Below are 13,026 nucleotides of genomic sequence, written 5' to 3' on the forward strand. Positions count from 1 at the left end.
CAATTTAGTATTCATCTTATGCTTTAGCTATCTTATTTAATTTGTATATTTACTTAATTAAACTTTTCTAATCTGTAGTGACCCTCATCATCAAGTTTAGATATTCCATTCTTGTACTTATATCCCATCTTCTTATAAAACTCACAAGCTGTTATAGTAGAGGGAATCTCAATTCTTTTTGATCTTATAAAGTACTCATCCTTTTCTAAGCTTTCTATTATTAGTCGACCTATACCTTTACCATGAAATTCTGGTAATACAAATATAGTTGAAAGTATACTTTCATCTTCTTTACCCCAAAAACTTACAATAGATCCACATCCTACAACTTTTTCAGCCATACAAGCAACATACATATGAGAAGAATTTGCTTTGCTCAACGCTTTATTATAGTCAAATATTTCAGCTAATCTTTCCATATATTCTCTTGGATAATCTTTTATATTTACTTCCATTGAGTTTCTACGAACTAATTCTGATACACTCTGAGCATCACACTCTCTAAATCTTCTTATTGTAATGTTTTCCATATAGACATACTCCTTAATTTTTTATAGAAAAAATAATATCTTCAATCATTGAAATACTTTCTGATTTTCATAGTTTCCTTCTTACGAAATCTTTAAAATAAAATAGATTTATATTACAATTTCCATAGGTATGTATCTTATCCCATTACTCACTTTTTCTGTATCAGTAGCTACAAACCCAATCTTTGAGTAAAATGGTACTGCATATAAAGATGAATTCAAGGTGATTTTAACACTATTTTCTTGCTTAATTCTCTTAATAAGCTCCTCAAATAGAGCTGTAGCTATTCCCATTCTATGATACTCTTTTTCTACAAAAAACAGAGAAATATGATTTCGTACACTTATAGCTAGGACTCCTATAATCTTATCCTCCTTAAATGCACCAATCATTATTTGATCTCCAGTTTTAAATCTATTTTTAAACTTCTCACTTTCAATAATCTCTTTTTTAAATTCTTCAATACCTTCTTTGGAATAATCTGGTGCATCAAATTCCATAAACACCTTCATAACCATGGAAAAAGCTTCCTCAAGAATATCGTAGCTAACACTTTTTATTATATAATCACTCATAAATCCCCCTAATTTAGTAATCAGTTTAATAAATTATTCATTTTCCTTTATCTCAGCCCATGTTACTTTTTGGCAATAAGGGCATTTCATCCTTCTTTGATTTCCTGCATGAAGACTAAACATATGTCTAAATTTAATATGTATTAAAGCTTTGCAATTTCTACATGTATAAGGTATTTGTTTTAATTTATTGTATATACTAATAATTAAAAATATAGGTGGTAGCAATATAATCGCCCAAAATCTGATACTTAATACTGGTGGGTCTAAATACTCTAATAACATACCACAAGGAATATATAAAACCATAAATACAGCTATATCTATCCAGATACCTCTTTGTAATTTTTTTATGTCACTTTTCATAATAATCCCCCCAAGCTTTAAACTTATAAAAATAACAATCTAATTATTTTCATTTACTGTGATGTATCTTTTTCTAAATATGTAATATCCGATTACGCTTAAAACTGTTACAGTTATTATTGAAGTTATTGCCATCATCATATCTCTTATCAATAATCCAAGTAATATAAGTACACCTGCATGGATATAATTACATAAAAAATCATATTTAATTGCCCTATCTGTATCTATATTGCCATACTTTAATTCTAATTTACTTAAATATTTTTTATTACGATATCCTGTTGAGCGTCTAACTTTAATACCAATAATCTCACCTATTCCCATAGCAATAAATATGTAGTTCCAAAAATCCACATTCTTCTCCCCCTTATTTCACTATATAGGCATAACAAGCTTACTTTTAGTTAATTGTAACCTTTGTTAAAAAATAAATCTATATTTATGACAAAACTGACTTAGTATAAATTTATTTTTATTTCTTATTATAATTATTATAATTCTTCTTATTGTTCTTTTTCTTCTTATTCCATATAGGGGTCCTTCAACTAAAATCATTTTGAAATATGTGTATGTATACCCATCTCAAAATTTAAATTAAAATTATCAACATTTTCTAAACATGCAAATTATTTATTCTCCTAACAAATCTCTAATAACCTGTGAAGCTATAACAAGCCCTCCTGAAGAAGACATAAATGATATACTCCCCGGAAGTATTCTATGACCGTTAGATATTTTCTCTTTCACCTCTCTCGGTTGTTCTGTAGAAAACACCACCTTCAAATGCTCTATACCCCTATCTCTCAACTCTTTTCTCATAACCTTTGCTAGTGGGCATGTGTGAGTTTTTGAAATATCAATTACCTCTATCAGTGTAGGGTCTAACTTATTTCCCATCCCCATAGAACATATTATATTTATATCTCTTTTTAAGCACTCCTCTACTAGATGTATTTTAGAAGTGACCATATCTATTGCATCTACTACATAATCATAATTATCGTCTAATATATCATCACTACTCTCTTCATTGAATGTATCTTTGACAGCCCTTATTTTTAAATTTGGATTTATATCAAGTAATCTTTCTTTGACTACCTCTACCTTAGATTTTCCTAAAGTTGAGTGTAGCCCTGGTAGCTGTCTGTTAATATCCATTATCTCTACTTCTGCATAATCAACTATAGTTATATTTGAAACCCCTGCTCTTACCAAAGATTCTACTGCAAAACTTCCTACCCCACCTACTCCAATTACTAATATATTTGAATTTTTTAGCTTTTCAATTCCATCCTGTCCTATAATAAGAGAAGTTCTTGTTGTAAATTTTTTATCCATAATATATCTCCTTTTACTTATTAAATAATTTCAATACTTTATTTAGTATCTCTATTAAATGTTTTAATTATTATTCAAACTGGTATATATAATAGCTGAGTGCTTGAATGCTTATTGATTAATAATAGTTGCACAGCTTTAATAAATTAAGTAATATATTTGTATAATGAAAAAGGGGGATAGAGTGATATGTCTATTACATACGAGTTATTTTTTCAAGTATTCAATACTATACTATGGATACTAATTCCAATCGCTATATACAGCTTCATAAAAAAACATAGAGAAAAAAAGGCTTCTGTAAATGCTAGAATCTCTAGTCTTGAAAAGAAAGTTTGTGATTTAGAAAGTAGATAGATATTATATTTCGTAGCTGTTACATAATATGAAATTATTCGTTTGATATATTTAATGCAAGTAACTATACTAGCAATAACTATTAATGGATTAAGTATAATCAGATAATAGTAGAGGTAGGAGCAAAAACACTCCTACCTCTACTATCTTTATTTATATGTTGGTGTCAAAACTGTACTTTTAATTTTTATCTATTACTTCATAAGCCATCTCAACTAAATCATCCATAGATATATTTAAGTCTTGAGCGTTAAAGGAATAGTAAACCCCATCTTTTTCCCAACTTAAATACTTAAATTCACTTACTTCTACTTTATCTGAACCATAACTAAATATATATTTCCCAGATTTTTCATCAATTTTATCCTGTTCTGTTAGCTCATAATCCACTGGAACAAATTTATATTCAGATTCTAGGTAAGAAATTTTTATATCCCCATATGTATCTACAATTTTAAGATTTTCATCACTCTCACCAATTAATTTATCTGCAGTATTAAGATAAATTTCATCATTACCTTTTTTATAATCTATTCGAAGTTCCTTCGACTTTGCAGTAACATTATTATTTTCATCTAATCCTTCTACATTTGAAGTATATCCACCATCAAATTTATAACCATTATCAAATTCATCTACTATAGTAGTAGTAAATTTAAAGTCTTTTTTTATCTCATCCTCAGTTGGAATAGATGTGTAAGTTGCTTTAGTACTAGTTGAACCAACTATACTAGCAATTTTACCTACTGCAAAAGCTGTTGTACCTAATGTTAAAGTAGCAACCAAGGCTGCAGCTAATCCTCTTTTAAATGGTAATTTATATTTTTTATTGTTAATCATATTAAAACCTTCCTCTCTCTCTGGTAAATTATTTAATGTTTCACTCAATTTATCATGAAACTCCTTTGGAACCTTTGGAAAAGATCCCTTTAAATTATTCTTACTCATATATTACCTCCCTGTTTTCTAGCTTAATTTTTAGTAATTTTCTACCTCTTGATAATCTACTTTTTACAGTGCCTTCAGGTATATCCAGTATCTCTTTTATTTCTTCTATGGAATATCCCTCAATATAATAGAGAACTATCGGGATTCTAATTTTTGACGATAGATTTTGAATAGCAACATACAAATCACTGTAATCTTCTTTTTCATCTATTTTTCTAATTTTAAATACTTCTTCAAATGATAAAAAAGTTAATTGTTTACTTCTTAATGAATTACATTCATTTATTACTATTCTAATTAGCCAAGTCCTAAAATATTGTTCTTGTTTAAGTGTATCTAGTTTTTCATAAGCTTTTAAAATTGCATTATTTACTGCATCTTCACAATCTTGTTCATTTTTTAGAATTGACTTTGATATACGATATAAACTTCCTTCTAATTCAAAAATATGTTTTGTAAATGTGGCCTTATCCAAATCCTTTCCTACCTTTCTAAGCAAATCGTAGCGCTACGTTTTTACCTTACACTTATTAGATAAAATTTTACTATAAAAGGTTCACTTAATTTTTAATTTTTTTTCTATTATTTTTTTCAAAAATTTCTCTAATATTGTATTTATAACTTTTAAATGTTCCTATGTAATATATAATTTTAGTCACTATTATAGATTAGTAATTATGTTTATGTTATTATAAATTTCATCATCAAATTAAGGAGTAAGAAAGTGACTAAAAAAAGACAAAATATACTAGTAGCATTATTAGTAATTTATTCAATTGCTATAATCTATTTTATGTTTTTTGGATTTGGTAGACCAAATATACATAACAATATTCATGGATATCGTTTTTCAATAATACCTACAGGAATACCTTTATGGTTTCCGAAAACATTATCATTTTTATGGATTTTTAGCTTAGGAAATTTATTAGGTTTTGTGCCTTTTGGTATACTAATACCTATGATATTTGATATTAAGTATCATAAATTTATATTTATTTTTGCAATCTCTATATTTTCATTAGAAATCCTTCAAATGGTAACGTATCTTGGTAGCTTTGATACAACAGATATAATTATAAATTCAATAGGAGCTACAATAGGTTTTTTATCATACAAGATAGGTAATAGCTTTAAGTTAGCATCACAAAAGATAATTGGTACTGTAGTTTTAATTTTAAGTTTCTCATTTATAATGATTACTTTTGCAGAGATTTTCAATAAATTTATTTAAATAAAAAATAAAAATAGCTAGGAATTAACTAATCCCTAGCTATTTTTATATACTTTGATTTGCAATTTATATTATTAAATTAACTTTTGTACTCTAATAACATCTTTACTTTATTAAAATCTTCTATACTCGTTATTATCTTTCTATCTGTAAATCCTTTTGAGATTGTAATTATCTTTTTATTTTTTCTAATAAATGAGTCCTTATATTCTATTTCTTCTATCTTATCAGTATCCAGTACTAATCCATCACAGAATATTACTTTATCTTTAGATACTATGCATGGATTTAATAGTACTTGTCCCATTGTAATAATTAAAAATATAATAACTATAATAGCCATTAATAGAACCACTTTTTCATCTGATTCAAAACTATTTATATAAGCTAATATATTTGTATAGCTATACTCACCTTTAAAGAATACATATCTAGATTTAATTGCTCTATATATATTAAATATTAAAATTGGCATAAGTATAATCATCCATTTATTATTTTCTTTTGCTTTAATATATTTTATGTTTTCTCTTTCTATTTTTTTAATAAGCTTTTTCCTTAAAATATACTCACTTAGTTGCATTGATAAAATTAGTAATACTACTCCAAAGGCTGATATGCTACTTACTATTTGACTTTCTGATGATATAAATATTATTGATAATACTATAATAAAAAATAGAAATATCTTTTTCTTTGTACTCATTTAATCCTCATCCCCCTCTTGTAAATATTTATATATGTAATAATTGCGAACTTTCTTATATCATAAACTCTTGTTTGTTGCGATTAGGCATTACTTTTTCTTTATTGTCATTCCTATAAGCATTCCGCCTAACATTCCAAAACATATGCCATAAGTAATAGAATTTGGACCAAAGGTATTCGAAAAGATTGAACCTATGGTTACACCAAAGCACATTCCTAACGACATTCCTAATGACATATAATCTTCATTTATACTTTGTTCGTCTTTGTTTCTTTTCTCATTTTTCTTTTTAAGACTATGTATTAATAAAAGCATTGTAATTCCAACAGCCATCAATGGTAAAATAATAATGATAATATCAATCATAATTTTACCTCCCCCTATAATTTATTTAGTTTACCTTTTAAATATTTTTGGTATATATACTTGCTAGAAACTCCACCAAAATGAACTGTGAAATGAAATATTATATTTAAAATTTATAGTATATAATAATTTCGAATTTGATTATATTATACATGATATTCAATTAATTTCCAATTCTAAAACCTTCATTAAAAAAATCCATCCAATAAATTCTGTCGGATGGATTTCTTATACCTCTAGTGATTTTATAAGAGGATTATCACTAAATAACTTTAATAAAGTAGTTTTCTTATATCCTTTTGGTAATTTTGCATAGATTATTACTTCTAGGCAATCACCTTCAAGATTATTAACCTTCATATTTATAATCTCAATTTTAGATTCTCTAAATTTATCTTCAATATATCCTATTGAATCCTTACTATTACAGATTTTAAGAAATACTTGTTCTGCTGTAGGAAGCTTCATCCATCTTCTGCTCCTGTGAAGTACAATTTGTGCAATTACTATTAAAATACTTGAAACAATACCAAGCAAATATAATCCGCATCCAATAGCAAGTCCAGTACCTGCAGTAGCCCATATACCTGCTGCTGTAGTAAGTCCATTTATTGATTGGTTTCTAATAAATATTAAGCCTGCACCTAAAAAACCTACTCCACTTACAACCTGTGCCGCAAGACGGGCAGGGTCTAAACCTATCCCTGGAGTACCAACTATATCATAAAATCCATACTTAGAAATAATAATAACAAGCGCTGATGCAAGTGCAACTATAAAATGTGTTCGAATCCCAGCCTCTTTCAATCTATTTTTTCTTTCATATCCAATTAAAGCACCACATAAACCAGCAAGAACAACTCTACCTATATACCCAAATTGAACCAATATATAATTTGGCATCCATCTCCCCCCTTTGATACAAAAGTATATACTATATGGTTATACTTTATATAAATATATTAAAGTTTGAAAATTATATAACAGTTACAGTCTAAATATTTGACAAAAGTAAAAGAGCTACTTCCTTAAAATTAGGTTGTAGCCCTTTTGTTACAATATGATTTATATTTATTTTGCTCTTCTAAGAAATATTATTTTTAGATAATACGTTAGTATACATATTAAAGATACTACAAACAATACAAAAAATATCATCTCAAGTGCCACTTCATATACTTGCTTCAAGTTAAAACAAAATTTCAAAATAAACATTGTGAATCCTAAAATAAAAAATAAATAACCAGATATCTTAGTTATCTTTCTCCAAGATGTTTTTTCAAACTGGTAGCATGGCAGGTTTATTCCTGTCTTTTCAGCTAGTGTCATCCTAGGTAAGATATTTCCAAAATACATTAGTATAACAGCATAAAAACCTATATATATCTTCTCATTAATTTCAGATGAAAATATTTCATCTAATCCTAAAACAGGTGCTAGTTTTACTCCAATAACAAATACTAAAAACAATATTTGCGAAGATCTAGCAGTTTTAACCTTAGGGTTATCCTTTGATAATCCTAATATTTCAGGCATTTTTATATAATTTCGAATTAGTAAACTAGTTAAAAGAATAAATCCAATAATCTCCATAATATACTCCTTTTTATTTTATTAGTTCCCCTTTAATTAGGCTATAAATATTGTAGCCTATTAATACTCAACTCTTTATCTTTATATAATAATTTTCTATTATTTAAAAATATCTAGAAATCCCCCAAGCACTTCTTGAATAATTGTGGTATTTATAGAGTAAATCAAAAACTGACCTTTTTTCTCTGAGCTGACAAGTTCAGCATCTCTTAAAATGTCTAGATGCTTTGATATTGCAGGCTTTGACATATTAAAATAACTAGCTATTTCTCCTGCATTCATATCTTTTTCGTTGAGTAATTTTAAAATTTCTCTTCTTGTTTCATCACCTAATGCTTTAAAAACCTTTACCATAAATCCCTCCTTATTAAATATTTAACTAAATAGTTAAATATATTTATAGTATACTTCTAATAGAAAAATTTTACAACTACTTTATAATATTTTAATTATAGGATATGCATTTATATGATATTTGCCAAAATACTAATAATTTTTGAAAAGTTTTGAGTAAAATACAAAAGAGCCTAACTGAAAAATCCAGCCAAGCTCAAGATAGCTATTAACCTTTATAAGGTGATATGTGTGTTTATCTATACTGATGGAATCTCCCTGTAATGAGACAAGCCTTTTTTGATAGTAAAACACTGATTTATGTTGTAAGTAATTTATTCATTTATAAACTCAATTTCAGTATCTCCGTTATTATTTGATACGTTCAGAGCTTTACTTCCTCCGTCCTTATTTGACGGCAAATTACTTTCACCTTTTTTTATATCACATGAGATAAAGTAATCATCATAGCTTCCGATAATTGTACCATTTATATCCCCATTCTTTGTTTTTAAGGCTAAAGCATTTCCAACATTCAATTTTTCAAATACAATATCTCCTCCGTTGGTAGAAAGGGAAAGATTATCAGTTATAGTCAGATTCGAAAGTAAAATGTCCTCATTCGTTGTAGACAGTACCAGTGATGATAAAAATTCTTCAGGTATCTGCAAGTATATTGTTCGATTTCTACCTGATGCTTTACCACCAATATAATCTTTCAAATCCTTATTACTTGCAGCAGTCATAGTTAGCATATTATTATCAGAAACAACAATATCGTAATATTCCTTGCTACTTTTATGATAGTCAATATGAATTTGATTGTCTCTTGATATTGATACTTCAATTTTTCTATCCCTAACATTAATATTGATTTCTTTTATTTGTGCTGGGTCAGCAGTATATCCCTCCTGCTGAAAGTCGTCTTTGCTATTGGAGCATCCAGTTAATAAAGCAACTCCCATTAACATTAAAATAGAAATAAAAAATAGTTTTTTCATAGCAATCCCCTCCAAAATTAAAGCGTTTTTCTTTTTAAAATCACAAGATCAATCATAGACAGTACCCCGATCAACAATACACAAACTCCCATATGTAACAGAGCATTACTATTGAACATAATAATCTTGAAAAATCCTACTAGTATATGGCGTAAAGGCTCAATCGGCGTAAAAATGCAGATAATAGCAATCAACACACCACCTGTAAGCCATCCGTACCAATGTGTCTGCATAGACAAAAGCACATGAAGAAAAATCATGCCAAGCATCAAGAATAAGACTTGTTGTAGAAAAGCTACAAGCATCCCGTTTTGTGTCCAGCCGCATAACTCCATCAAATTGATAACAGTCTGAGTATTGTTTATCGGATCAATCAGCAAGTGTATTGCCGTGTTGACAATTGAAATAAATAGAGCCAGCAATCCATAACTTAATATGCTTGCAATATAATAGTCTTTTTTACTTGCCCCCAAGTGCATTAGTTTTGGGTAAGCATAAAACACGAAACTAAATGGCGTCATAACTGCAAGTAACCAAGTATAATTTCCGTTACTTAAAGCAATCGCAGAATCCTTAGAAGTTGTAGCACAAAGTACAACAATTGCAGTGATGATAAAACTGACTTTATTGCTTGCAATCATCCTTTTTACAATCGAAAAAATCATATTCATTTTGTATCCCCTCCTTTATGCCTAACCATCTGAATAAAAAAGTCCTGCAAAGATAGTTGCTGTATTCCCAAAGAGTTTGCCTCTGTTTCAACAGCTTTAAGCGTATCGAAAAATCTTATTGCTCCTTTGTCAATGATAATCAGCTTTTCTATGGTCTTTTCAATTTCATCAATGATATGTGTAGATACAATAATAATCCTTGGGTGTTTCTTATAGCTTTCTACCAGCATATCGTAAAACTCAGCACGCATAATAGCGTCAAATCCTATGACAGGCTCATCTAAAAGGATTACTTTTTTATTACTTGCCAGACATATTATTGTAGAAACCATCGTTTTCATACCGAAAGAAAGATTATTGAATTTCTTTTTCCCATCCAGCTCAAAACGATCCATCATTTCAAAGGCGAAGTCAAAATCATAGCTTGGGTTTACCTCTCCTGCAATACTCAAAAGCTTTCTTACCGGAAGATTAAAATGCTTTGACAAGTTTTCAATATAACTTACGCCTGTGTCCAATGTTGCTGTTGTGATTTCCTTTCCATCGACACGTATTTCTCCATCAGAAATATTCTGATAACCAGCTATTGATTTAAGTAGCGTTGTTTTTCCTACTCCATTTCTACCGAGAAGGCAGTATATTCCCGGCTCGCCTATCCTTAAATTGATGTTTTTCAATACCGTTGCCTGCCCGTATTGTTTATTTACATTTGACAGTTCAATCATAAAACTTATTCCTCCTAATCACCGTCTGTGTGGACTGTTGATTCTTCTTAATTCTCTATGTTATAATATCGTAAGCCTTTGTGTTACACAAATGTCAATAGGAGGAGCGAAAAATGAAAAATTATTTTTCCGTCGGTGAAGCAGCAAAAATAGCAAATATGACGAGCGAAACCCTTCGCTATTATGACCGTATCGATTTGGTAAAACCAAGTAGAAAGGATGAGTGTACTAAATATCGCTATTATACGAAACTGGATATTGTTCGTTTGAATACCATCCATGCTTTACAACAGATGGATATATCATTGCAAGAAATTAAAGAAGCTTTAGAATACGATGATCTTGAAAGAATCGTTGAATTTTTAACGGAAGTAGAGAAAAAAGCAGACGAAAAAATTTCAAGGCTTCAATTCAGTAAGTCAAAAATCCAATTAGCAAAAGCGAATTATGAAAGGAAACTTCATGGACAAAAAAACACCAAGGAGTTTTTTACCAAATACTTTTCAAGGCGTGTTATTATGTTATCTGACACGATGGAAGTTCCAACCCTTGATAATCTTTGGAATTATCTTAGCCATTTTTATAATCAAGTTGACCCTTCTATAAAGGACTTATTTACTTTTGAGGATTTGGCGGGTATTTATACTCAAAGAGAAACCTCTCGTTTGTTTGCTGTATGTATTAGTCATGCAGATATAGACGGATTGAAAGTATTGCCATCAGGTACATATCTATGTGCTGATTGTACCGAAGAAAACAGAGATATTGTATTAGGTGAATTAATGAAAACGGCAAAGAAGCAGTATAATGTCAATCCAGAATTTACAGTACAACTTATTGTTGTCTCCGGGATTTTACAATGGAACTATCAAATTCAGATATATTTAGGATATTAAATCCCTATTCCAAAAAGAGCCTACTTAATAAATGTTAAGCAGACTCTTTTTCACTATTACTAGCATTATAGTATTTATTAAACAGCATTACTTCTTAGACAAATCATCTAACAACTTCAATATATTAGGATAAAAATCTTCAAAAGTACTGTACTTATCCCTATTTGGTTCATATTCATCTTTCAAAAGATTAACTATATCATCTATGTAAATAAAGCTACTTTTTCTTTCCTTATCAATATATTTCTCAGCTTCATTTTTTCCATCATTTATTTCTGTCATACGAATCACAACAGCTCTTACTATATGTTCATTTAATGAAGTGTCCCAATTGGAGTATGCTTGTTTTTTCATTTCGCTTTCTATTGGTGTATATAAGTTTTCATATTTATTTACAGTATCTATATTGTCCGTTGTAACAGGATTTACAAATGAATGACCAAACTCATGCCTTACTAAGTATTTGAAAAATTCCTCATCATCAAACTTAGGTAAATCATCTTCTATGTCAAAGCTACCTTGTATTGAATATATATCGAAGTTGCCACTAGTATCTTTTATTCTAGGTCCATAGTTATTTGCATAAAGCATACCACTAAGAATTATATTATAGCTGTTTTGTTTTTTTCCATAATATTCTTCCATCTGGCTTATATAGTCTACATCTTTTAAGCCTTTTATTGTATTATCTAAAATCTTATTGTAGTAATCTATATGCTTATTGTAAAAATCATAGAAATTACTTTCCTCACAAAACTTATTTAATTCTTCAATAAATCTAATAAATCTATCTTCTCCTCCTGCTCTTTCCATGCACTGCGTATACATATAGTCATCTTTATCAATATTTTCTTTTATCTTTAGTACTGGTGTGTTAGTTAAAAATAACATACTTGTTGGTGGTGCATCATAAGCAAAGCCTTCTTTATACATTAATTCAAACATCTTTACAGCTTTATGATCTTTATACTCTTTAAAATATTTCTCAACGTCTTTTTTATAACTTATGTCTTCTGGTATTATACTTGATGTTTCATTGTTGTAGGTTGGGCTTAAATAGAAAATTACTGAAAGTAATTCTATTCTAGGATCTATCATAATGTTAATGTTATTGAAATCTTTAGATAGTGTTTTATTTTCTTCTACTTCTATAGTATTACTCGAGGTACAGCCAACTAAAAAGCACATCATAGTACCTAAAAAAAACGAAATAACCTTTTTTCCCCTCATAATCAACCCCCTAATCATATATACCAGTAATTGTAGCAATCTAGTATAACATTCACAACCTAAACATACCATTATGCAAAAAGAGCAAAGTCAATTGATACAATATCAACGACTCTGCTCTTTTTTAGGTTACTACTAACTATATTATAC

At 28.7% G+C, this 13,026-nt stretch carries 19 protein-coding genes; 3 read left to right on the plus strand and 16 right to left on the minus strand.

Annotation, left to right across the window (positions count from 1 at the left end):
- Positions 1-53: 53 nt before the first annotated feature.
- From CHL78_RS12245 to CHL78_RS12265, 5 genes are all read right to left on the minus strand, one after another.
- Entirely contained in the window at positions 54-530 is a 477-nt protein-coding gene (locus CHL78_RS12245) for a GNAT family N-acetyltransferase (RefSeq protein ID WP_094366671.1), read from the minus strand.
- A gap of 108 nt (positions 531-638) precedes the next feature.
- Positions 639-1,106, minus strand: a complete 468-nt coding sequence (locus CHL78_RS12250) for a GNAT family N-acetyltransferase (protein ID WP_094366670.1) — start codon at positions 1,104-1,106, stop codon at positions 639-641.
- A 33-nt stretch (positions 1,107-1,139) separates the two neighbouring features.
- Positions 1,140-1,472 carry a hypothetical protein gene (locus CHL78_RS12255; RefSeq protein ID WP_094366669.1) on the minus strand — a complete coding sequence of 111 codons (333 nt, stop codon included), beginning with the start codon at positions 1,470-1,472 and terminating at the stop codon, positions 1,140-1,142.
- Positions 1,473-1,511: 39 nt separating this feature from the next.
- Positions 1,512-1,829, minus strand: a complete 318-nt coding sequence (locus CHL78_RS12260; RefSeq protein WP_094366668.1) for a hypothetical protein — start codon at positions 1,827-1,829, stop codon at positions 1,512-1,514.
- A gap of 276 nt (positions 1,830-2,105) precedes the next feature.
- Entirely contained in the window at positions 2,106-2,813 is a 708-nt protein-coding gene (locus tag CHL78_RS12265; protein ID WP_094366667.1) for a tRNA threonylcarbamoyladenosine dehydratase, read from the minus strand.
- Positions 2,814-3,002: 189 nt separating this feature from the next.
- On the opposite strand from CHL78_RS12265, the gene CHL78_RS20790 reads away from it, so the two are divergent.
- On the plus strand, positions 3,003-3,170 hold the full coding sequence (locus tag CHL78_RS20790; protein ID WP_158540691.1) for a hypothetical protein: 168 nt from the start codon (positions 3,003-3,005) through the stop codon (positions 3,168-3,170).
- 180 nt (positions 3,171-3,350) lie between these two features.
- Here CHL78_RS20790 and CHL78_RS12270 read toward each other — a convergent pair whose 3' ends face one another.
- Together CHL78_RS12270 and CHL78_RS12275 are read right to left on the minus strand one after the other, a co-directional pair.
- Positions 3,351-4,118, minus strand: a complete 768-nt coding sequence (locus CHL78_RS12270) for a hypothetical protein (RefSeq protein ID WP_094366666.1) — start codon at positions 4,116-4,118, stop codon at positions 3,351-3,353.
- Positions 4,111-4,593, minus strand: a complete 483-nt coding sequence (locus CHL78_RS12275) for an RNA polymerase sigma factor (protein ID WP_094366665.1) — start codon at positions 4,591-4,593, stop codon at positions 4,111-4,113. Before CHL78_RS12275 ends, CHL78_RS12270 begins: the two co-directional genes overlap by 8 nt.
- A gap of 249 nt (positions 4,594-4,842) precedes the next feature.
- On the opposite strand from CHL78_RS12275, the gene CHL78_RS12280 reads away from it, so the two are divergent.
- Positions 4,843-5,352 (plus strand): VanZ family protein, encoded by a 510-nt coding sequence (locus CHL78_RS12280; protein WP_094366664.1) that lies wholly within the window; start codon positions 4,843-4,845, stop codon positions 5,350-5,352.
- Positions 5,353-5,431: 79 nt separating this feature from the next.
- Here CHL78_RS12280 and CHL78_RS12285 read toward each other — a convergent pair whose 3' ends face one another.
- The 8 genes from CHL78_RS12285 to CHL78_RS12320 form a co-directional block, all read right to left on the minus strand.
- Positions 5,432-6,058: a hypothetical protein gene (locus tag CHL78_RS12285; RefSeq protein WP_094366663.1), complete on the minus strand. Its 627-nt coding sequence runs from the start codon at positions 6,056-6,058 to the stop codon at positions 5,432-5,434.
- Positions 6,059-6,148: 90 nt separating this feature from the next.
- Positions 6,149-6,427 (minus strand): hypothetical protein, encoded by a 279-nt coding sequence (locus CHL78_RS12290; protein WP_094366662.1) that lies wholly within the window; start codon positions 6,425-6,427, stop codon positions 6,149-6,151.
- A gap of 228 nt (positions 6,428-6,655) precedes the next feature.
- Positions 6,656-7,330: an MgtC/SapB family protein gene (locus tag CHL78_RS12295; RefSeq protein ID WP_094366661.1), complete on the minus strand. Its 675-nt coding sequence runs from the start codon at positions 7,328-7,330 to the stop codon at positions 6,656-6,658.
- A 168-nt stretch (positions 7,331-7,498) separates the two neighbouring features.
- The gene (locus CHL78_RS12300; protein ID WP_094366660.1) at positions 7,499-8,020 is read right to left on the minus strand and encodes a hypothetical protein; all 522 of its coding nucleotides are present in this window, start codon (positions 8,018-8,020) and stop codon (positions 7,499-7,501) included.
- A 99-nt stretch (positions 8,021-8,119) separates the two neighbouring features.
- Complete coding sequence (locus CHL78_RS12305) at positions 8,120-8,374, minus strand: autorepressor SdpR family transcription factor (RefSeq protein ID WP_094366659.1); 255 nt, start codon at positions 8,372-8,374, stop codon at positions 8,120-8,122.
- Between the two features lie 314 nt (positions 8,375-8,688).
- Entirely contained in the window at positions 8,689-9,369 is a 681-nt protein-coding gene (locus tag CHL78_RS12310) for a DUF4097 family beta strand repeat-containing protein (protein WP_147295822.1), read from the minus strand.
- Positions 9,370-9,371: 2 nt separating this feature from the next.
- Positions 9,372-10,025 carry a hypothetical protein gene (locus CHL78_RS12315; protein WP_094366657.1) on the minus strand — a complete coding sequence of 218 codons (654 nt, stop codon included), beginning with the start codon at positions 10,023-10,025 and terminating at the stop codon, positions 9,372-9,374.
- Positions 10,022-10,750, minus strand: a complete 729-nt coding sequence (locus CHL78_RS12320) for an ATP-binding cassette domain-containing protein (protein WP_094366656.1) — start codon at positions 10,748-10,750, stop codon at positions 10,022-10,024. The genes CHL78_RS12315 and CHL78_RS12320 overlap by 4 nt, the downstream gene beginning before the upstream one ends.
- Positions 10,751-10,863: 113 nt before the next feature.
- Between CHL78_RS12320 and CHL78_RS12325 the strand changes: the two genes are divergently transcribed.
- Complete coding sequence (locus tag CHL78_RS12325) at positions 10,864-11,646, plus strand: MerR family transcriptional regulator (protein WP_094366655.1); 783 nt, start codon at positions 10,864-10,866, stop codon at positions 11,644-11,646.
- An 87-nt stretch (positions 11,647-11,733) separates the two neighbouring features.
- On the opposite strand, the gene CHL78_RS12330 is transcribed toward CHL78_RS12325, so the two are convergent.
- The gene (locus CHL78_RS12330; protein ID WP_158540692.1) at positions 11,734-12,876 is read right to left on the minus strand and encodes a DUF4932 domain-containing protein; all 1,143 of its coding nucleotides are present in this window, start codon (positions 12,874-12,876) and stop codon (positions 11,734-11,736) included.
- Positions 12,877-13,026 lie beyond the last annotated feature (150 nt).

Source organism: Romboutsia weinsteinii, from assembly GCF_002250835.2.
Lineage (GTDB): Bacteria > Bacillota > Clostridia > Peptostreptococcales > Peptostreptococcaceae > Romboutsia_A > Romboutsia_A weinsteinii.

Excerpts from the sequence above, each read along its gene's own strand:
- CHL78_RS12245 (WP_094366671.1), bottom strand. The coding sequence starts at position 530 with ATGGAAAACATTACAATAAGAAGATTTAGAGAGTGTGATGCTCAGAGT.
- CHL78_RS12250 (WP_094366670.1), bottom strand. The coding sequence starts at position 1,106 with ATGAGTGATTATATAATAAAAAGTGTTAGCTACGATATTCTTGAGGAA.
- CHL78_RS12255 (WP_094366669.1), bottom strand. The coding sequence starts at position 1,472 with ATGAAAAGTGACATAAAAAAATTACAAAGAGGTATCTGGATAGATATA.
- CHL78_RS12265 (WP_094366667.1), bottom strand. The coding sequence starts at position 2,813 with ATGGATAAAAAATTTACAACAAGAACTTCTCTTATTATAGGACAGGAT.
- CHL78_RS20790 (WP_158540691.1), top strand. The coding sequence starts at position 3,003 with ATGTCTATTACATACGAGTTATTTTTTCAAGTATTCAATACTATACTA.
- CHL78_RS12270 (WP_094366666.1), bottom strand. The coding sequence starts at position 4,118 with ATGAGTAAGAATAATTTAAAGGGATCTTTTCCAAAGGTTCCAAAGGAG.
- CHL78_RS12285 (WP_094366663.1), bottom strand. The coding sequence starts at position 6,058 with ATGAGTACAAAGAAAAAGATATTTCTATTTTTTATTATAGTATTATCA.
- CHL78_RS12290 (WP_094366662.1), bottom strand. The coding sequence starts at position 6,427 with ATGATTGATATTATCATTATTATTTTACCATTGATGGCTGTTGGAATT.
- CHL78_RS12295 (WP_094366661.1), bottom strand. The coding sequence starts at position 7,330 with ATGCCAAATTATATATTGGTTCAATTTGGGTATATAGGTAGAGTTGTT.
- CHL78_RS12300 (WP_094366660.1), bottom strand. The coding sequence starts at position 8,020 with ATGGAGATTATTGGATTTATTCTTTTAACTAGTTTACTAATTCGAAAT.
- CHL78_RS12305 (WP_094366659.1), bottom strand. The coding sequence starts at position 8,374 with ATGGTAAAGGTTTTTAAAGCATTAGGTGATGAAACAAGAAGAGAAATT.
- CHL78_RS12315 (WP_094366657.1), bottom strand. The coding sequence starts at position 10,025 with ATGAATATGATTTTTTCGATTGTAAAAAGGATGATTGCAAGCAATAAA.
- CHL78_RS12320 (WP_094366656.1), bottom strand. The coding sequence starts at position 10,750 with ATGATTGAACTGTCAAATGTAAATAAACAATACGGGCAGGCAACGGTA.
- CHL78_RS12325 (WP_094366655.1), top strand. The coding sequence starts at position 10,864 with ATGAAAAATTATTTTTCCGTCGGTGAAGCAGCAAAAATAGCAAATATG.
- CHL78_RS12330 (WP_158540692.1), bottom strand. The coding sequence starts at position 12,876 with ATGAGGGGAAAAAAGGTTATTTCGTTTTTTTTAGGTACTATGATGTGC.